The sequence below is a fragment of the Solirubrobacter ginsenosidimutans genome (assembly GCF_027587205.1).
In genome coordinates, this window is the sequence record NZ_JAPDOD010000003.1 from 1 (window position 1) to 18,454 (window position 18,454).

12 protein-coding genes and 2 pseudogenes are annotated in these 18,454 nt (G+C 73.7%); 9 read left to right on the forward strand and 5 right to left on the reverse strand.

Annotation, left to right across the window (positions count from 1 at the left end; genetic code table 11):
• A pseudogene (locus OM076_RS04915) lies at nucleotides 1-949 on the forward strand (hypothetical protein); the annotation flags it as partial.
• On the opposite strand, the gene OM076_RS04920 reads toward OM076_RS04915, so the two are convergent.
• Nucleotides 925-1,422: a cupin domain-containing protein gene (locus OM076_RS04920; protein ID WP_270038359.1), complete on the reverse strand. Its 498-nt coding sequence runs from the start codon at nucleotides 1,420-1,422 to the stop codon at nucleotides 925-927. The pseudogene OM076_RS04915 and the gene OM076_RS04920 sit on opposite strands and share 25 nt — an antisense overlap.
• Before the next feature lie 19 nt (nucleotides 1,423-1,441).
• Here OM076_RS04920 and OM076_RS04925 point away from each other — a divergent pair, with 19 nt between their 5' ends.
• Complete coding sequence (locus OM076_RS04925; protein WP_270038360.1) at nucleotides 1,442-1,813, forward strand: tetratricopeptide repeat protein; 372 nt, start codon at nucleotides 1,442-1,444, stop codon at nucleotides 1,811-1,813.
• On the opposite strand, the gene OM076_RS04930 is transcribed toward OM076_RS04925, so the two are convergent.
• Nucleotides 1,733-2,722: a glycosyltransferase family 2 protein gene (locus tag OM076_RS04930; RefSeq protein ID WP_270038361.1), complete on the reverse strand. Its 990-nt coding sequence runs from the start codon at nucleotides 2,720-2,722 to the stop codon at nucleotides 1,733-1,735. The genes OM076_RS04925 and OM076_RS04930 overlap by 81 nt on opposite strands.
• A gap of 27 nt (nucleotides 2,723-2,749) precedes the next feature.
• Between OM076_RS04930 and OM076_RS45860 the strand changes: the two genes are divergently transcribed.
• The 3 genes from OM076_RS45860 to OM076_RS04945 are packed head-to-tail and all read left to right on the forward strand — an operon-like array spanning nucleotide 2,750 to nucleotide 8,423.
• Complete coding sequence (locus tag OM076_RS45860; protein WP_270038362.1) at nucleotides 2,750-4,990, forward strand: YfhO family protein; 2,241 nt, start codon at nucleotides 2,750-2,752, stop codon at nucleotides 4,988-4,990.
• Nucleotides 4,987-7,305: a hypothetical protein gene (locus OM076_RS04940; protein WP_270038363.1), complete on the forward strand. Its 2,319-nt coding sequence runs from the start codon at nucleotides 4,987-4,989 to the stop codon at nucleotides 7,303-7,305. Before OM076_RS45860 ends, OM076_RS04940 begins: the two co-directional genes overlap by 4 nt.
• Nucleotides 7,287-8,423: an acyltransferase family protein gene (locus tag OM076_RS04945; RefSeq protein WP_308214333.1), complete on the forward strand. Its 1,137-nt coding sequence runs from the start codon at nucleotides 7,287-7,289 to the stop codon at nucleotides 8,421-8,423. Before OM076_RS04940 ends, OM076_RS04945 begins: the two co-directional genes overlap by 19 nt.
• A gap of 70 nt (nucleotides 8,424-8,493) precedes the next feature.
• On the opposite strand, the pseudogene OM076_RS04950 reads toward OM076_RS04945, so the two are convergent.
• Nucleotides 8,494-9,726: pseudogene (locus OM076_RS04950) on the reverse strand (O-antigen ligase family protein); the annotation flags it as partial.
• A 42-nt stretch (nucleotides 9,727-9,768) separates the two neighbouring features.
• Here OM076_RS04950 and OM076_RS04955 point away from each other — a divergent pair.
• Complete coding sequence (locus tag OM076_RS04955) at nucleotides 9,769-13,887, forward strand: alpha-(1->3)-arabinofuranosyltransferase domain-containing protein (RefSeq protein WP_270038365.1); 4,119 nt, start codon at nucleotides 9,769-9,771, stop codon at nucleotides 13,885-13,887.
• On the opposite strand, the gene OM076_RS04960 is transcribed toward OM076_RS04955, so the two are convergent.
• Together OM076_RS04960 and OM076_RS04965 are read right to left on the reverse strand one after the other, a co-directional pair.
• Nucleotides 13,808-14,518 carry a class I SAM-dependent methyltransferase gene (locus OM076_RS04960; protein WP_270038366.1) on the reverse strand — a complete coding sequence of 237 codons (711 nt, stop codon included), beginning with the start codon at nucleotides 14,516-14,518 and terminating at the stop codon, nucleotides 13,808-13,810. The two genes, OM076_RS04955 and OM076_RS04960, sit on opposite strands and share 80 nt — an antisense overlap.
• Nucleotides 14,515-16,872: a glycosyltransferase gene (locus OM076_RS04965; RefSeq protein ID WP_270038367.1), complete on the reverse strand. Its 2,358-nt coding sequence runs from the start codon at nucleotides 16,870-16,872 to the stop codon at nucleotides 14,515-14,517. Before OM076_RS04965 ends, OM076_RS04960 begins: the two co-directional genes overlap by 4 nt.
• 46 nt (nucleotides 16,873-16,918) lie before the next feature.
• Between OM076_RS04965 and OM076_RS04970 the strand changes: the two genes are divergently transcribed.
• Genes OM076_RS04970 through tsaB form a run of 3 tightly spaced genes read left to right on the forward strand, consistent with a single transcriptional unit; the run spans nucleotide 16,919 to nucleotide 18,433 of the window.
• Nucleotides 16,919-17,281, forward strand: a complete 363-nt coding sequence (locus OM076_RS04970; RefSeq protein WP_270038368.1) for a hypothetical protein — start codon at nucleotides 16,919-16,921, stop codon at nucleotides 17,279-17,281.
• Complete coding sequence (gene tsaE, locus OM076_RS04975; RefSeq protein ID WP_270038369.1) at nucleotides 17,268-17,690, forward strand: tRNA (adenosine(37)-N6)-threonylcarbamoyltransferase complex ATPase subunit type 1 TsaE; 423 nt, start codon at nucleotides 17,268-17,270, stop codon at nucleotides 17,688-17,690. Before OM076_RS04970 ends, tsaE begins: the two co-directional genes overlap by 14 nt.
• Nucleotides 17,687-18,433, forward strand: a complete 747-nt coding sequence (gene tsaB / locus OM076_RS04980; RefSeq protein ID WP_270038370.1) for a tRNA (adenosine(37)-N6)-threonylcarbamoyltransferase complex dimerization subunit type 1 TsaB — start codon at nucleotides 17,687-17,689, stop codon at nucleotides 18,431-18,433. The genes tsaE and tsaB overlap by 4 nt, the downstream gene beginning before the upstream one ends.
• Nucleotides 18,434-18,454 lie beyond the last annotated feature (21 nt).

An 18,454-nucleotide genomic window follows, 5' to 3' on the forward strand; every position in this document is an offset into this window, starting at 1 on the left:
GCGGGGCAGCGCGGCGGCGCGGGGCGGCGACACGTCGCGCGGACGCGGACACGGCCGCCCGGCCGGTCGCGCCGCCGCGCGGCCCTCCGGTGCGCGCGCGGCCCTCACGTGCCTGGCCGTCGCGGCGGTCGCGCTCGTGGTGCTCTACGCGCCCTTCCTTCTCGCGGCCGGGCCGCGCACGGTGTGGGACGCGCTCGTCGTGCAGGCCACGAAGGACGGCGCGTACTGGCGGCTGCCGTTCGGATTCGGGGGCGGTGACGCGAAGGACTTCGTCACGTGGATGCTGCCGTTCGCGGCGATCGTGACGCTCGTGTTCGCCGCTCGGCGGCGCACGATCGGGTTGTTCGTGCTCGGGGTCGGTGCGGCGATCTACTTCGCATCGCGGGCGGATCTCGAGCACGCGCAAGGGCTGCTGGTGATCGCGGCGGCCGCGGCGGCGCTGATCCGGCCGAGGCTCGTCGGGGCGACGGTGCTCGCGCTGCTGATCGCCGTCGGCGGGGCGAATCGCGCCAGCGCGCTGCTCAGGCCGCCGCGGCTCGTCCCGTTCGAGCACGTCCGCGTCCCGCCGCGTGAGCGCGACGCGCTCACGGCGCTCATCGCCGGCGTCCAGCGACGGGTCCCGCCGGGGGAGCCGATCTACGTCGCGCCGAAACGCTCCGATCTCGTGACCTTCTCGAACCCGCTGCTCTATTTCCTCGCCGACCGCCCCAACGTCCTGCACCGTGACTTCCTCCTGCAGGCCAAGCCGGAGGAGCAGCGGAGGATTGTCGCGGCGCTGCACGCAGCCAAGCCGAAGGCGATCGTGCGCTGGCTCGCGCCCGAGTCCGCCAAGCCGGAGCCCAATCGCCGCGGCCGGCCGAGTGGCTCGACCGCGCTCGACGACTACCTGAACACCGCCTACCGCGAATCCGCCCGCTACGGCGACTACGCGCTGCTCGTGCCGCGCTGATCCTCGGCGAGCGACTCCGCGAGCGCCTCGAACACCGGGACGTCGGTCCCGGCGCGGAACACCTTCCCGCCGCCCAATTCGGTCATCGCGAGCAGGGTTCCCGTCGAGAGATGCACGGCGACATCCGGCACGTTCATCGTCGAGACGAGGAGGACGATCGCCGCCACCTCGGCGTCGGCGGGGTTGCTGACGCCGTGCGCGCCGTCCGGCCCGCGCACGAACGATACGACCGCGCCCGGTTCGAGCCGCCGGTCGCCCAACGGCGTCCGCAGCAGCGGCCGCCCGAAGAGCACGAACAGCAACTCCTCGTTGCCGTAGTGCAGGTGGTACGGCGAGACCGCGGTACCCGCGGGCAGCTCGTACAGCGTTGCGCCAAGCTCCTGGGCGCCGGCAGCCGCGCCGAGCCGAACGCCCCTGATCGGCATCTCCGGCGGTGTCTCCCACTCCGGAGCCAGGAAGTTCGGATCCGTCATGGGTCGCGATACTAAGCGCGTGCGCATCGTCCTGATCGTCGCCGCGCTGCTCGCGGGCACATGGCTGACCACGCAGGTCCGCGCGGCCCGCGCGGAGACCAAGCTCACGGCGATCGCGTTCGAGAAGGGCGACGCGAAGGACGCGCAGTCGCTCCTGACCGCCGACCGGCTGCTCAACCCCGACCACCGGCCGGACCTGTTCGAGGGCGTGATCAAAGGCCGGCGCGGCGACTTCCCCGGCGCGGTCGCAGCGTTCCAAAAGGTCACGAGCGCCGAGCCGGAGAACATCGAGGCGTGGGGCCTGCTCGCCTCAGCCGCCAAGCGGACCGACCCGCGGCTCGCCGCCGAGGCGAGCGCCGCCGCGCGCAGGCTCGCCCCGCCCGTCCGCTAGCGGCTCCACGACACGGTCGACCAGGTACAGCGGCCGGCGCAGCGTCTGCTCGTGCACCCGCGCCAGGTAGCGGCCGAGGATCCCGACCGAGATCAGCTGCACGCCGCCGAGGAAGAGCAGCGTGATCAGCGTCCAGACGCCGAGGCTCGCGGTCACCCACCCGAAGATCGTCGCCAGCACGAGCACGACACCGGCGAGCCCTGCGAGCGCGGCGGTGACCATCCCCGCGATCGACGCGACCGCCAGCGGCACGTCGCTGAACGCCGCCATCGCCTCGGCGGCCAGACGGAACAGGGAGCGATAGGACGCGCCGCGCCCGTTGAGCCGCCCCGCCCGCCGGTACTCGACCGGCACCTGTTCGAAGCCGACCCACGCGACCATCCCGCGCAGGAAGCGGCGGCTCTCGGGCATCTCGCGCACGATGTCGACCACGCGCCGCGACATCAGCCGGAAATCGCCCGCCTGCCCCTGGTACGGGACCCGCGCGAGGCGCTCCATCAGCTTGTAGAACGCCGTGGCCAGCACCCGCTTGTGCCACGGCTCGTCGCGGCCGATGCGGCGGGCGTAGACGACGTCGGCGCCGTCGCGGGCGATCCGCAGCATGTCCGGCAGCAGTTCGGGCGGGTCCTGCAAGTCGGCGTGGACGAGCGCGACGTAGTCGCCCCGCGCGTGGTCGATGCCCGCCGACATCGCCACCTCCATCCCGAAGTTGCGCGAGAGCTTGACGAGCACGGCCGTTCCGGTCTCCTCGCCCAACGCCTCGATCAGCGCGGCGGAGCCGTCGGTCGAGCCGTCGTCGACGTAGACGACCTCGTACGACACGTCGCGCAACGCCGCGCCGATGCGCGCGTGCAACTCCCTGAGGCCCGCTTCCTCGTTCAACACGGGCACGACAACTGAGACGTCCACCGGGGCGGATCGTATGCTCCGCGGCCCGTGTCAGCCACCGCCACGCTTCGCCGGCGGCCGTCGCTCGCCGCCGCAGCGCTCTACGCGGTGCTTGCGCTGCTGTTCGTCGCACCCGCGCTCGTCCCCGGCCGTACCCTCGCGTCGACCGACCTGCTGTGGTCGATCGCGCCGTGGACCGCGGACCGGCCCGACGGCGTGCGCGACCTCGGCGCCAACTGGGAGATGGCGGACTCGGTCGCGCAGTTCCAGCCCTTCCTGGCCTACACCCGCGAGCGGCTGCCCGACATCCCGCTGTGGAACCCGTACATCGAGGGCGGGCGGCCGTTCAACGCGAACATGCAGTCGGCGATCTTCTCGCCGTTCTCCTGGCCCGCATACGTGCTGCCGTTCTGGTGGTCGCTCGGGCTGATCGGGGCGCTGAAGCTGTGGGTGCCGGCGTTCGGGATGTTCCTGCTCGCGCGGCGGCTGGGGCAGAGCGTGGGAGCGTCGCTGCTGGCGGGCATGGTCGCCGGGTTCGGGCTCTTCCACGTGGTCTGGCTCGCCTGGCCGCTCTCGAGCGTGTGGGCGTGGCTGCCGTGGGTGCTGCTGGCGACCGACCACGTGGTACGCGGCCCGACACGCCGGGCGTTCGCGGCGCTGGCGCTGCTGGTGGCGCTGCAGTACTTCGGCGGGCACCCGGAGACGAGTTTCCACGTCCTCGCCGCGGCGTTCCTGTTCGCGCTGCTGCGCGGACCCAAGAAGATCGCGTGGTTCCTCGGGAGCGTGGCCGCGGGAACGGCGCTGGCCGCGGTCGTGCTGATTCCCTTCCTGGAGTTGCTCGCGCACTCCTCGGACCTCGCGAACCGCTCCGGGCGGGACCCGGCCAAGACGCCGCTGCGCTTCGGCCTGGCGCTCGCGCTGCCCGACTACTGGGGACGGCCGACGCAGCTCGTCTCGCAGCCGTTCATCGTCACGCGGGCGTTCTACGCGGGTGCGCTGCCGCTGATGCTCGCCGTGGTCGCGCTGCTGAAACCGACGCGCGAGCGGGTGGCGATCGCGGCGACGGGCGCGGTCGCGCTGGCGATCGTCCTCGGCGTGCAGCCGTTCTTCTTCATCGCCAACCACGTGCCGGGCTTCAGCCAGGCCCACAACACGCGGCTGGCGATCGTGACGCTGCTGTGCATCGCACTCCTGGCCGGGTGGGGAGTGGACACGGCTCGGCGCTCGCGGGCGCTGATCCTCTTCGTGGCGCTCGCGCCGGTCGTCGCCGGGCTCGCCCGCTCCGGCGCGTATCCCGTGGGCGAGGCGGTGAAGGTCGCCTGGGGCTTCGCGACGCCGAAGGACGTCGACGTGCTGCCGCTGGCGTCGATCCTGATCTGGATCCCGTTCGCGGCGATCGCGGCGGCGCTCTTGTGGAAGCGACCGCGCTGGCTCGTCCCGGCCGCCCTGGTGCTGACGTTCCTCGATCTCGCACGCGCCGGCATGGGGCAGAACCCGGCGATCCCGGTGTCGCACGCGGTGACCCCGCGCACCGGAGCGATGGACGCAATCGGCGGCCGGCGCTTCGTCGCGGTCGGCGACCCGGACTCGGGCATCACGCCGCTGACCGCGAACGTCGGGATGCGGTACGGGCTGCGCGACGGGCGCGGCTACGACTACCCGACCGACAAGCGCTACGACGACCTGTGGCGGCGGGCGGTGACCAAGCCCGACCCGCTCGGGTTCGCGCTGCCCAGCACGATGGCCAACAGCAACGAGACCGCGCTAAGGGCGATGGGCTTGCTGGCGGTGTCGCGGGTGATGAGCGACGTGCCGCTGCCGCTCCCGCCCGTCTATGACGGCCCGGATGCCCGCGTCTACGCGAACCCCCGCGCCGTGCCGCGGGCGTTCGTCGTGGGCGCGGAGACGGTCACGGACGATCAGCTGGCCGCGGTGACCGCGGCGGACTTCGACCCGCGTAAGACGGCTGTGGTCTCGCAACGGCTGAACGTGTCCGGCACCGGCGACGCCCGGATCGTGACGGACGAGCCCGAGCGGGTGGTGGTGCGCGCGACCGCGAGCGATCGCGGCCTGCTCGTGCTGGCCGACACCTGGTTCCCCGGCTGGAAGGCGACGATCGACGGCCGCTCGGCACCGATCGTCCGCACCGACCAGCTCCTGCGCGGCGTCGTGCTGCCGACGGGCACGCACACCGTCGCGTTCAACTACGTGCCGTGGAGCTGGCGGATCGGCTGGATCGTCTCGCTCCTGACGGCCGTCTCGCTGGCGGCCCTCGCGTGGCGGCGATGACCAACCTCCGCGCCGCGCTTGCGTTCCTCGTGCTCTCGCTGGCGTTCGTCTCGCCCGCGCTGGTGCCGGGCAAGGTGCTCTCCAACTCGGACATGCTGTGGTTCCAGGCGCCGTGGGCGGCCTCGAAGCCGGCGTCGCTGGCGCGCGCCGCCAACCCGGAGCTCGGCGACGCCCCGCAGCAGATGCAGCCTTTCCTGCGCGAGGTCAAGCGCAGCCTGCCGGACATCCCGCTGTGGAACCCGTGGATCACGACCGGGCGCCCGCTGCATGCGGACGCGCAGTCCGCGATCTTCTCGCCGTTCAACTGGATCGCGTACGTGATGGACGAGTGGCGCGCGCTGGCGCTGATCGCGGCGTTGAAGCTGTGGGTGGCGGCGTTCGGCGCCTTCCTGCTGGCGCGGGCGCTGTCGATGCGCTGGCCGGGCGCGTCGATGGCCGGGCTGGTCTACGGCTTCAGCCTGTGGATGATCACGTGGATCTCCTATCCGCACGCGAGCGTGTGGGCGCTGGTGCCGTGGGCGCTGCTCGCCGCGGAGGGGGTGCTGCGAAGGCCGGACCCGCGGCGGGTCGCGCTGCTCGCGCTGGTGATCGGGTTGCAGTTCCTGTGCGGGCATCCCGAGTCGAGCTTCCACCTGATCGTCGCGGTCGTGGTGTTCAGCGCGCTGCGGCTGCGGAGGAGCCCGTCGTGGCGGCGCGCTGCGATCGGGCTGGTCGGCGGCCTCGTGTGGGGCGCGCTGCTCGCGGCACTGGTCTTGCTCCCGGTGGGCGAGCTGATCTTCCGTTCGGCCGACCTGCAGCAGCGCGCGGGAGAGGCGCAGAACATCAAGACGCCGCTGAAGTTCGCGCTCGGCGTGATGGTGCCGTTCTACTGGGGCAAGCCGACCCAGACGCCGATCGACTTCTTCCTGCTGGCGCGCGCGTTCTACGGCGGGGCGCTGCCGCTGCTCCTGGCCGTCGTCGCGCTGACGAAGCCCACGCGGGAACGCGTGGCGACGGCGGTGCTCGGCGCGGTCGCGATGTGCGTCGTGCTGGGCATTCCCCCGGTGTTCTGGGTCGTCTCCCGCCTCCCGGTGTTCTCGAGCGGTCACAACACGCGCCTGGCGGTGCTGTACCTGCTGTGTTTGGCGCTGCTGGCGGGGTGGGGACTGGACGACCTCGTCAAGCGCGGCGTCTCGCGGCGCGTGCTGGCGCTCGCGGGTGGGCTGCTCGCGTTCCCGGTCCTCTACACGGTCCTGCGCAGCCGCTCGTCGTGGGATCTCGTGGGGGAGGCGCTGGCGGTCACGTTCGGGTTCGACCGCGCGCCGGCGCTCTCAGATCCCACCGTCGGCGGCGTGGTGCGCGGGGCGGCGACGCTGCAGTGGATGGTCGTCGCGGGCGTCTCGCTCGCCGTGCTGGCGCTGTTGCGACGGCGCTGGCTGGCGGTGGGCGCGCTCGTGCTCGTCGCCGCCGATCTGGCGTGGGCGGGCGTGGGCTACAACCCGGCGATCGAGCGCTCGCTGGCGGCGCAGCCGTCGACCGGCGCGATCCGCGAGTTGCAGGCCGCGGCCCCGGCGCGCTTCGTCTCGGTCGGCAACATCACCGAGAACGCGATCCCGATGGACTACAAGATCCCCGAGGCGCGCGGCTACGACCTGCCGGTCGAGGAGCGCTTCGACCGGCTCTGGCGCTCCAAGCTCTCGCCTGAGTTCCCGTCGCAGGTCGGGCCGCTGCCCGCGTTCATCCCGCTCGTGCTGCCCAAGGTCGACGAGGAGCGCCTGCACTACCTGTCGTTCCTCGGCGTCAGCCGGATCCTGCAGCCGCCGACCGACCCGCTGCTGCGGACCGAAGGGCTGCGGGTGGTCTACGCGGGCCCGGACGCGCGGATCTACGCCAACGACGCCGCCTTGCCGCGGGCCTTCGTGGTCGGGGCGCGGCGCCGCGTGGGCGACGCGTACAAGGAGATCACGTCGGTGGGCTTCGACCCGCGCCGCGACGCCGTCGTCGAGGAGGGCAAGACCGAGGGGACGCCCGGGCTCGCCGGGCCCGCCCAGATCCTGCACACCGCCAACGACCGGCAGGTCGTCGAGACGCGCACCACCCGGCCCGGGATCCTGGTCGTCTCCGACGCGTGGGCGCCCGGCTGGCACGCGGTCATGGGCGGCGAGGAGCTCAAGGTCGAGCGCGTCGACTACCTCTACCGCGGCGTCCGCGTGCCCGCCGGCACGCACATCGTCGAGTTCACCTACCGGCCGCTGAGCTGGCGGATCGGGTGGATCGTCTCGCTGGTGGCCTTCGTCGCGCTGCTCGGCGGGTTCCTGTGGCGACCGTCGGAGTGACCCCTTCGCGGCGGCGCGAGCTCGACGGCGTGCGGGCGATCGCGGCACTGCTCGTGCTGCTCTTCCACGCGGTCGGGTTCTGGGCCCGCGGGTCGGGCGAGAACGCGGCGATCCGGCCGTTCGTCGGGCGCCTCGACGTGGGCGTGGCCATCTTCTTCCTGCTCTCGGGGTACCTGCTCTACGGCCCGTTCCTGCGCGGGCGGGTGCGGATCGGCGCGTATGCGTGGCGGCGGGCGCTGCGGATCGTCCCGGCGTACTGGGTGGCGCTCACGGTGGCGGCGATCGTCCTGCCGCTGCACGAGGTGTGGGCCGATGTCCCGCTCTTCTACGGGTTCGGGCAGGTCTACCGGGAGTCGACCGCCGGCCAGGGCCTCGGGCAGGCGTGGACGCTGTGCATCGAGGTCCTCTTCTACGCGTTCCTGCCGATCTGGGCCCTGTTCCTCGCCCGCTCGCGCTCGCTCTGGCCTCTGGTCGCGCTGTTCGTCGCGAGCGTCGCGTACAACGCGCTGATCCTCACCACGTTCGACGGGAAGGTCGGGCCGCTGGAGCCCGCGCTGATCGCGCTCCCCGCCTTCTTGGACTGGTTCGCGCTGGGGATGGCCGTCGCCCTGCTGGAGGCGCGCGGCGTGCGCTTCACGCGCCCCGGGGCGTGGGCGGCGGGCGCCGTGGCGCTGTTCGTCGTCTCCGCGGTGCTGCTGTGGAACGCGCGCCTGGACGGCTACACGCACACGGAATGGCTCATCCGCCACCTCTCCTACGCCGCGATCGCGCTGTGCGTGCTGGTGACCGGCGTGGCGGGCGCGCGGGCGCTGCGCTGGCGGCCGCTCGTCTACCTCGGCGAGATCTCCTACGGGCTCTACCTCTACCACCTGCTCGTCCTGGCGCTGCTCTCGCGCTGGGGCCTGATTGCGTGGGAGCGGTATCTGCACCCGTACGCGCTCTGGACGCTCTTCGCGTTCGCGGGCTCGGTGCTGCTGGCGACGCTCAGCTGGCGTCTGGTGGAGCGTCCGCTGTGGCGAGCCTCGCGGCGAGCGTCAGCGCGACCAGCGTCAGCGCCGGCATCTCCCAGTCCCAGTCCAGCCCCGCGTGAACCGCGTAGACCGCGAGCGCCCCGATAGCCCCCGCCGCCTCCGGCGACCGCCGCGCCATCGACACGATCCCGAACAGGAAGACCGCCAGCGCCAACAGGCCGACGAGCCCCAGCTCGGCCGCGGTCTCGAAGTAGAGCGAGTGCGCGTCGCGCACGGTCTCGTCGATCGTCCGCTCGCGCAGCCACGCCGTCCGGAACGACCCTGAGCCGCCGCCCTGGAGCGGGTGGTCGGCGAAGGCGCTCGCGGCGACCCGCCAGTACTCGTAGCGGTTGGACTGCGCGGAGACGAGCCGCGACGGGTCGGCGCCCTGGGCGGGGCCGCCGCCGCTGGTGCGCTCGACCCGCGTGACGGCGACCGCGGTCACGACGAGCGCGAGGGCGAGCGCGCCGAGCGCGGCCCAGCGGAGGTGGGGGACGACGCGCGCGGGCGGGGTGGCGGGGTCGGGCGAGGCGACGCGGGGGGGTGCCCCGGGAAGGTCTCGGTCCGCGACAATTAGCCGGGGCACCCCCCGCGGCTCGGCCAGCCAAGCCGCGGCGGTGCCAAGCGCCACGAGGACCGCGAGCATCGCGGCGCCCTGGGCCGCGCTTCCCCCCGGCGCCTCGACGGCGGACAGCGGGACGGTCGCCAGGGCGGCAAGGGCGGCGCCGCCCGCGGCAACCGCCGCGCGACGTGCCTGCGCCACGGTCGGCGCCAGCGCGACGAGCACCGCGAGGCCGGCGGCGGTGGCGCCCAACGCGCCGCGGGAGAACGTCAGGTAGCACGCGAGGCCGAGGAGCGGGGCGGTCGCGATCGCCGCCCGCGAGGGGATCCACGCCGCGAGCACGAGGCCCATACCCGCCAGCGCGCCCATCGCGTTCCAGTAGGTCAGCGGCCACGCCAGCCGGTTGTCCGCCGACGGCAGGTTCTCGAGCGAGAAGACACCGGGCAGCAGCCGCTCGGACAGCCCGTAGAGCGCGGCGGCGACGATGCCCGCGAGCAGCACGGGTTCGACCAGCCGTCGCACCTCCGGCGGGCGCAGCACCGCGATGGCCGCGACGAACGCGAACAGGTAGAGCAGCACGCGCTGGAAGTCGTCGGAGGCGGCCCCGGCGATCGGGGCCCAGAGGATCGACAGCCCGGTCCAGGCGGTCAACGCCGCCAGGCCGCCCACGGCGACGTACGCGCTGCGCGGGATCGGGCGCGCGTCCCGCGCCGCGACGACGATCACCAGCGCACAGGCGACGACGCCCGCGACCAGCCGCGGGACGTCGAAATACCCGCCCTTGGCGAAGGCGAGCGCCGCCGGGCCGAGCAGGACCGGCACCGCGAGAACGAGATCGAACCGGCGCATCGAGTCCGGGGACCGTACTCGGCTCCACGTATCCTCGCGGCCTTGTCGCCGCGCCAGAGAGACCGGGCACTGCCACTCGCCCTGGCGGTGCTCGCGTTCGCCCTAGCGCTGATCCAGCGCCCCGGGAAGGCGTCGTCGGACACGAAGATCGATCTTCACGTCGATCCCGTCGGGTTCCTCGGTGACGTCGCCAACGCCTGGTCCTCGACCGGCGATCTCGGACACGTCCAGGGCGGCCAGTACGGCGGCTACCTGTTTCCGATGGGGCCGTTCTTCGCCCTCCTGCACACGCTCGGCCTCGGCCCGTGGCTCGTGCAGCGCCTCTGGCTGGGCCTGATCCTCGCGCTCGCCGCGTGGGGCGCGGTGCGGCTGATGGACGAGTTCAACGGCCGGCCGCGGGGCGTCGCCCACGCGGTGACGGGTCTGCTGATCATTCTCAATCCGTACGTCGTCGTCTTCAGCGCCCGCACGACGGTCACGCTGCTCGGCTATGCGGCGCTGCCGTGGCTGCTGATCGCGGTGCGCCGCGGGATCCGGGGCAACCCGTGGTGGTGGGCGGCGGCGTTCGCGCTGATCGTCACCGCGAGCGGGGGAGGGGTCAACGCCGCGGTCACGGCGTGGGTGCTCGTCGGCCCCCTGCTGCTCGCGCTGTATGAGCGCTGGGTCGGCGCGGTCACGTGGCGAGCGGTGCTCGCCTTCGGCTGGCGGACCGCGCTGGCGACCGGGCTGGTCTCGGCGTGGTGGGTCGTGCCGCTGCTCGTGCAGTCGCGTTTCGGCGTCGACTTCCTGCGCTTCACCGAGCAGCCGGGGACGATCTGGAGCACGACGAGCCTGCCGGAGTCGCTGCGGCTGATGGGCTACTGGATCTCCTATCTGGGCGTCGGCTACGGCGGGAACCTGCGGCCGTACTTCGGGGACGGCGGCGTCCTGCTGTTCGCGCTCCCGGTCGTGATCGCCGGGCTGCTGACGCCCGCTCTGGCGCTCACCGGGTTCGCCTGGACCCGCAAGCACCCCTACGGTCCGTTCGCGCTGCTGCTCGTCCTGGCCGGCCTGCTGATCATGACGGCCGGCTTTCCCGAGGGGACGCCGCTCCGGCGGGCGTCGAATTTCACGTACAACCACTTCTTGCCGGTGCAGTTCCTCCGCACGACGTACAAGGCGGGGCCGCTGGCGGCGCTCGGGTTGGCCGTGCTCGCTGGGCTGGCGGCCGCGCGGGTGCCGCGTCGCGTGCTGCTCGTCCCCGCGCTGGCGCTCCCGCTGATCGCCTGCTGGCCGCTGGTCCGCGGGCGCGGCGTCGACGACCAGCTGCTCTGGGACCGGATCCCGGCGGCGTGGACCGACGCGGCGCGCCACGTCGACGAGCACGCGGGCGACGGGCGGGCGGTGGTGCTCCCGGGCCAGCTCTACGCGTACTACGACTGGGGCGGGACGATCGACCCGATCCTCCCGGTGCTGGCGGACAAGCCGGTCGCGACCCGCAACGCCGTCGGCTACGCGGACCTGCGGGCGACGGATCTGCTCTGGACGGTCGATGCGCTCGTCCAGCAGCGGCGCGCGCTGCCGGGCCAGCTCGGGCCGCTGCTGGACCTGATGGGCGCGAGGACCGTGGTCGCCGGCGCCGATGACGACCGCACCCGCAGCGGCGCCGCTCCCGCCGCCGAGGCGGCCGACACGCTCGAGCAGCTCGGTCCGCCGTCAGCCGCCTGGGGCGCTCGGCGGGTGAGGCCGCGCGCCACCGGGACGAGCGGGAGACCGGTCGTGCTGCGCGACGTTCGCGCCTGGGACCGGCCGCAGGCACCGGGTCTCCTCCGCGTGGAAGCGCCGGATCCGGGGCTGGTGGTCGACGGATCCGCCGAGGGCCTGGCCGCGATCGGTGCGCCGCTCTCAGGCCTTGCCTACGCCGCCGACCTCACGCCGGAACAGCTGCGCCGTGCGCGCGCGGTCGTGATCACCGACTCCAACCGCCGGCGGGTGCTGGTGCCGTCGCGGCTCGCGCAGAATGCGGGCCCGGTGCTGGCGGCCGACGAGGCGCCGTCGGTCGACGCCGCCGTCCTGGATCCGTTCGCGAAGGGCAGCGACGCCCAGACCGTCGCCGTGTACGGCGGCGGCATCAATGGCGTGACCGCGCCGTCGTCGCCCGGCTTCCCGCAGTTCCCCGAGAACCGGCCGTTCGCGGCGCTCGACGGCGACCCCGCGACGCACTGGCAGGCCGACCGCGCGCTGACGCCGGATCGCTACGAGCTCGACGTCACGTTTCCCGCTCCGCGCGACGTCCCGTACATCGACCTGACGCCCTACGACGACCGCGGCGCGAAGGTGATCGCGGTCGTGATCGCGGGGCGGACGTATCCGGTCCGCGAGGGGATGAACCGGCTGCGGCTCGGGCTGAAGGGCGTAGCCGACCTGCGGGTGCGGATCGTCGTCGAGCAGGACCCTGGACCGACCGTCACGGCCGGCATCAGGGAGCTGCGCATCCCCGGCGTGCAGGCGACCGAGGCGCTGCGGCCGCCGGTCCTCGCCGAACGTGCGCTGCGCGCCGGCTCGACCGCCGCGCTGAGCTACGTCTTCCAGCGCACGACGGGCGACGACCCCTTCCGGCGCGACCCCTGGCACGGCAGCTCGTCCAGCGCCCTCGTGCGCGATCGCGGCGACGGCGAACGGGGGATCGAGCGCGTCTTCTCGCCCCCGGCGGCACGCAGTTGGAGCCTCGACGGGTGGGCGAGCGCCGCCGCGGACGCTTCCGACTCGGCACTCGACGCGGTCGTCGGGCTCAAGGGCGGCTTCGACTCCTCGGGTCGGTTCGAGGGCCTGCCGGGGAACCGCGCGTCACGCGCGTTCGACGGCACGAGCGACCCCTGGATCGGCTCCTGGCAGGACGGGCGGCGACCGTGGATCGCCTGGGAGGGCGCGGCGACGGTGCGCTCGCTGACGCTCGATCCGACCCCCGGCGTCCGCCAGCCGACGCGGGTGCGGCTGCGCAGCGAGAACGGCTCCTCGCCGCCGCTCGCCGTCCCGGCCGACGGTGTGGTCGTCCTGCCGAAGCCGCTCGCGGGGCGCCGGTTCCGGCTCGAGATCCTTCGCGCCGCGTTCCTGCCCGGGACGTCAGGGAGCGATCGCCGGCGCCGCGCCGTCGGCATCGCCGAGATCAAGGGGGAGGGGATCCCGCGCGTCGCCGTCCGGCGCACCGGGACGCTGGCTCACGACTGCGACGCGCTCGGCGTGACCCTCGGCGGCCGGCGGGCCGGGCTCGCCGTCGAAGGCCGCGTGGAGGATCTCGACGCGGGGCGCCCGCTGCGAGCGACCGGCTGCACGCCGGTCGACCTGCCGGCGGGGGAGACCCGTCTGTCCGCCCCGCCGGGGACGTTCGCGCCCTACGTCCTGCGCCTGCGCTCCGGCACGAGCGAGCCGGTCGCCGCGCCTGGCCGGGTCGTCTCGGCGGGCACGGCGACCCGCGGCGGCCGCAAGGACATCCGCCTCGCGCTGACCGGTCCCGCGCGTTTGATCCTCGCCGAGAGCTTCACCCGCGGCCGCCGCGCGACCTGCGACGGCAAGGACCTCGGTGCTCCCGAGGTCGGCGACGGCTTCGGCACGGCCTGGCGCGTGCCGGCGTCGTGCCGCGCGGTGACGATCGCGTTCGCCCCGAATCGGTTGGTCAACGCGGGCTACGCGCTCTCGCTGGTCGTCGCGCTGTTCCTCGTCGCGCTGTTGCTGGCGGGCCGCCGCTGCGCAGCGAAAGCAAGCTTGATCGGGCAGAGCACGGATACGTCTTCACTCGCGCCGCGCGCGCTCTCGGCTCCCCGCGCCGCGCTGATCGCCGTGCCTGTCTCGCTCGCGTTCGGGTTCGTGTTCGCCGCCCGCGGGGTGCCGCTGTTCGCGCTGGGCACGTTCTTCGTCCTCTGGCGGGGAATCGGCGCGCGCACGCTCGCGCTCGCCGGCGGCGCGATCCTCGTCGTCGCGGTGCCGGTGCTGACGCTGCTGATCCGGCCGGAGAACCGCGGTGGCTACAACCCCGAGTACGCGAGCAACGGCGTCGCGGTCCATTGGGTCGCGGTGGCGGGCATCGCGCTGTTCGTGCTGGCGCTCAGTAGGGCCATGGGGCGGCCGGGTCGAGCCCGATCCGCTCCGCCCACCGGCGGCGTCCCGCCAGCACCAGCGCCTTGATCGCCACGTTGCGGGCGAACCACGGGAGCTCGGCGAGGTGGCGCAGCAGATCGCGCGCCCGCCCGTCGCCCGCGACGCGCTTCTCGTACTCGGCGAGGCTGCCGGTCCGGCCGACGTAGCGCCACGAGCGCGAGCCCGCGCAGACGAAGAGCAGCGCCAACGTCACGCCGATCGAGGAGAACGCGTCGTGCACGAGCATCGTGCCGCCGGGGACCACGCGGCGGCCCCAGTCGACCAGGTCCGCCCGCGCCGGGTCGAAGCGGTGCGCGCCGTCGACGTACAGCAACGAGACCGATCCGGAGACGTCACCGAGCGCATCCGAGGAGAACTTGCGCACGTGAACGACCCGATCGGCGACGCCCGCGGCGGTCAGGTTGGCCAGGAACGCGGCATGGTCGGCATCGCCGCGCGAGGCCTCGGCCTCGATCTCCTGCGGCCCGCGGTCACTGCCCGCGTGCGGGTCGATCGCGATCACCGCGCCGGCCGCCGACGCCAGCACGACGGTCGAGCGGCCGCGGAACGACCCGATCTCGACCACCGCGCCCTCCGGTCGCACGCGGGCCGCGCACGCGCGCAGCCGCTCGGCCTGCGCCTCGGTCAGCCAGCCCTCGATCTCGAGCGCGTCCGTCACCGCGCCGCCGCCGCGCGCCGGCCGGGAGCGAGCCCGATCGCCAGCACCGACAGCGCCGCCGCGGCCTGCAAGGCCAGCACGCACGCGGCGAACACGACCAGCGACTTCGAGCCGATCGTCGACAGCAGCGCCAATTCGGCCACCGCGACCACGGCCAGCGCGGGGAGGAACGCCACCCGCCCGAGCGCCAGCATGTACTGCACGCCGAGGTAGCCGACCGCCAACAGCGTCATCGCGCACGCGAGCACGAAGAGGGCGTTGGAGGCCACCACGGTCTCGGGCCCGAACGCCAGCCGCAGCACGGTCGACGGGAACAGCCCGTAAACGATCAGCATCGGCACGGCGACCGCGGCCACGACCGCCAGCGCGCGCGCCAGAACGGGCCGTGGGTCCTGCCCGTGGCGGGCGGCGCGGGTCGCCTCGGGCAGCAGGTAGAGCCCGATCCCGATCGCCACCCACACGACGGCCTTCGCCGCCACGGCGGCGGCCGCGTACGCACCCGCCGCGTCGCCGCCGATCTGGCGCTTGACGAGGATCACGTCGACGTTCTGCAGCAGCGCCACCAGGAAGAGCCCCACGACGGCGGGCCAGGCGCCGCCGACCAGATCGCGCAGCCGCCGCGTCGCCATCCCCGGCGTGGGGGCACCGAGCCGCGTCCTCGAGATCCACCACAGACCGGTGGCGGTCGCGGCGAGCGACAGCGGCGTGCCCAGGTACGCGCCCGTCACGCCCATGCCGAAGCCCACGAGCACCAGGCCGAACGCCAGGCGCCCAGCCGCCTCGAGCACGATCGACCACGCCACCGGCTTGTAGAGATGGGCGCCCTGCAGCGCGCCGCGCTCGACCGACAGCAGCAGCCAGAGCACCGCGGTCGGCGCGGCGGCCGCGGCGGCCCACTCCTCCGGCACCGAGATCAGATCCGCGATCGGCTCGCGCAGCAACACGGCGCACGCCGTGACGGCGACCCCCGTCAGCAGGAGCCGTCTTCGCCACACGGAGAGGGTCGCCGCCAGCGCCGGACCTTCGCCGAGCCGCCCCAGCGCGATCTCACGCGCGACGGCCACTTGGACGGCCGACCCCGGCACGGACAAGATGACGAACATCGAGACCAGGGCGGCCAGCGAGCCGTAGTCCGTCGCGCCCAGGATCCGCGCGAACAGGACCGTGAACACGAGCGCCAGCGCGTTGTTGGCCATCGTCGCCGCGGCCATCCCGGCGGCCTTCAAGGTCTCCGACCGCGCGGCGACGTCGCGCAACCGCACCCGCTCGCTCGCCGAGGTCGCTTCCAGCAGCGTGAGCGACTCGCGCGCGGTCCGCTCCCACGTGAACGTCTCCGCCCGCGCCTTCGCCGCGGCGCCCATGCGCTCGCGCAGCTCGTCGTCGGCCACCAGGCGCTGGACCGCGGCGGTCAACCCCGGCCCGTCGTCGGCGAGCAGCCCGGTCTGGCCGTCGGCGATCGACTCCGGCAGGCCGCCGACGCGGATCGCCGCGCTCGGCGTGCCACAGGTCGCGGCCTCCATCACCGTCAGGCACCAGCCCTCGGCCGAGGAAGCGGTGAGGTTCACCCACGCCCGCGCGTACAGCTCGGCCTTGAGCTTCTCGGACACGTGCCCGTGCAGGACGACGCGATCCGCCAGCTCGCGCTCCGCGATCGCCGCCTCGAGCGCCGGCCGGTGATCGCCCTCGCCGGCGACGTCGAGCACCGCGCCGGGGACGCCCTCGAGCACGTCGAGGAGCAGCTCGATCCGCTTGTAGCGCTTCAACCGTCCCAGGTACAGCAGCCGTGGCGTCTCAGAGCGGGCGGGCTGCTCCGAGGCGAACGGGACGACGCCCAGGTAACCGACGTGCACGTCGTCCGGCGGGATGCCCACGTCGACGATGTCGCGCTTGGCCGACTCGGAGATCGTCAGGAACGGCGCGCCCGCGTAGAGGAGCTTGAGCGGCAGCGTCTCGGCCACCATCGCCGCCACCGCGCCCTTGCGGCCGAGCTCGGTGACGTAGTGGTCGCGGTGGATGTGGTGCACGAGCGTCACCCGCGGCGTCTTGCACCACAAAGGGGTCAGAAAGGTGATCCCGTTGACGACCTCGAGCACGACGTCGGCGTCGCGCGCGAGCCCGCGCCGCACCGCCCACGCCGCGCGCGGGAAGACCGTCACGCGCGAGCCCATGTGGTGCAGCTCGAGGCCGGGGGCCGGATGGGAGACCGGCTCCGCGCCCTCGTAGGCGCCCGCGACGACGGTCACGCGATAGCCCCACTCGAGCCAGAACGCGACCTGCCCGAAGAGGTTCGCGCCGGTGCCGCCGCCCTGCGGGTGCGTCCAATCGCGGTCGGTCAACAGCAGGATGTGCCGCATAGCCGCGGTGACCGTAGCCGATGGGGCGGTCTACACTCACCCGCTCATGCCGCTCGGACCGCGACTCCGGCGAGGGCTCGCCGCAGGCGCAGCCATCGTCGCCCTCACGCCCGCGAGCGCCTTCGCGCAGGGCGCCGGCGACGACCAGTACTCCGACCCGTTCGGTTCAGACCAGGAGAAGGCGACGCCGACGGCGACTCCGCGCGCGCCCACCGCCACGGCGACGCCCGTGCCCGCACAGGCCGCCGCGACCCCGGTGCCGAGCCAACCCGGGCCCGCCGCGACGCCCGCGCCCCCGGGCCCGCGTCTGCCGTACACGGGCGTCGAGGACTGGCTGACCGGCGGTGGCGGAGCGCTCCTGCTGGGCGCCGGCCTGATTCTGCGCGCGCGCCTCCGTGAGCCCAGCTGAGCTGACGACGGGACCTGACGGCACCGAGGCAGCGGGAGCGGCGCTGGCCGCCCGCCTGCGACCCGGCGACGTCGTGCTCGTCTCGGGCGACCTGGGCGCGGGGAAGACCACCTTCGTCCGCGGCGCATTGCGCAGTTTGGGTGTAACCGGTCCCATCACATCGCCCACTTTCGTGGTCGGTCACCTCCATGAGGGGGAGACCGGTCCCCTCGCACACCTCGACCTCTATAGGCTCGCCGGGATGGGAACCGAGGATCCTGGCCTGCTGGACCCGTTTTTCGGCGACGACACGATCGCGTTCGTGGAGTGGCCGGAGCACGCCATGGATGCGTTCCCGGCCTCGCGCGTCGCGCACCGGGTGCATCTCGCCCACGCGGGCGGGGATGAGCGGAGGATCGAGGTCACGTGAGCGGTGCCCTCGGCGCGATCGTCGGCATCGACACCTCCACCTCGTCGACCTCCGTCGCGGTGCTCGTTCCGGGTGGCCGCGAGGTGGAGCGGCGCGACGATCCCGGCCGCGACGAGCGGCCCCGCCACGCCGAGACGCTGCAGCCGCTCCTCGAGCAGGCGCTGGCGCAGGCCGAGGTGACCTGGGAGGGCGTCGCGCGGATCTGCGTCGGCACCGGCCCGGGCGGGTTCACCGGGCTGCGGCTCGGGATCTCCACCGCCCGCGCGCTCGCGCAGGGCAACGACCTGCCGATCGTCGGCGTCTCCAGCCTCGAGGCGCTCGCGCGCGGGATCGAGCTCGTCGGCCCGAAGGAGCTCGAGCTTCCCGGTCATCCGGACCTCCACGGCCCCGTGCTGGCCGTGATCGACGCCCGCCGCGGCGAGGTCTTCGCCTCCGCCTATCGCCACCACCGCACGACGATGGAGCCGATCGCGATCACCCCCGCCGAGCTGGCCGAGCGGGTGGCCGCGCGGCGTGAGTGGGGACGCAGCCCGATGTTGGGCATCGGGGACGGGGCGGTACGCTTTCGTTCGGAGCTCGAACGGGCCGGAGTGGCGGTACCGGCGGACGGTTCCCGCGCCCACCGCGTCAGCGCTTTGATGATCTGCAGGTTGGGACGAGCGAGGGAACCGGTCGACCGCGACGCCCTGCTCCCGGATTACCGCCGCGAGCCGGACGCCGTCCCGCCGCCCCGCAGAGAATGACCGGGGGGCTGCCGCCCCCCG

Bases quoted from the DNA above. Each gene is read 5' to 3' on its own strand.
- OM076_RS04965 (WP_270038367.1), bottom strand. From the start codon at position 16,872: ATGCGGCACATCCTGCTGTTGACCGACCGCGATTGGACGCACCCGCAG.
- OM076_RS04920 (WP_270038359.1), bottom strand. From the start codon at position 1,422: ATGACGGATCCGAACTTCCTGGCTCCGGAGTGGGAGACACCGCCGGAG.
- OM076_RS04970 (WP_270038368.1), top strand. From the start codon at position 16,919: ATGCCGCTCGGACCGCGACTCCGGCGAGGGCTCGCCGCAGGCGCAGCC.
- OM076_RS04940 (WP_270038363.1), top strand. From the start codon at position 4,987: ATGACCAACCTCCGCGCCGCGCTTGCGTTCCTCGTGCTCTCGCTGGCG.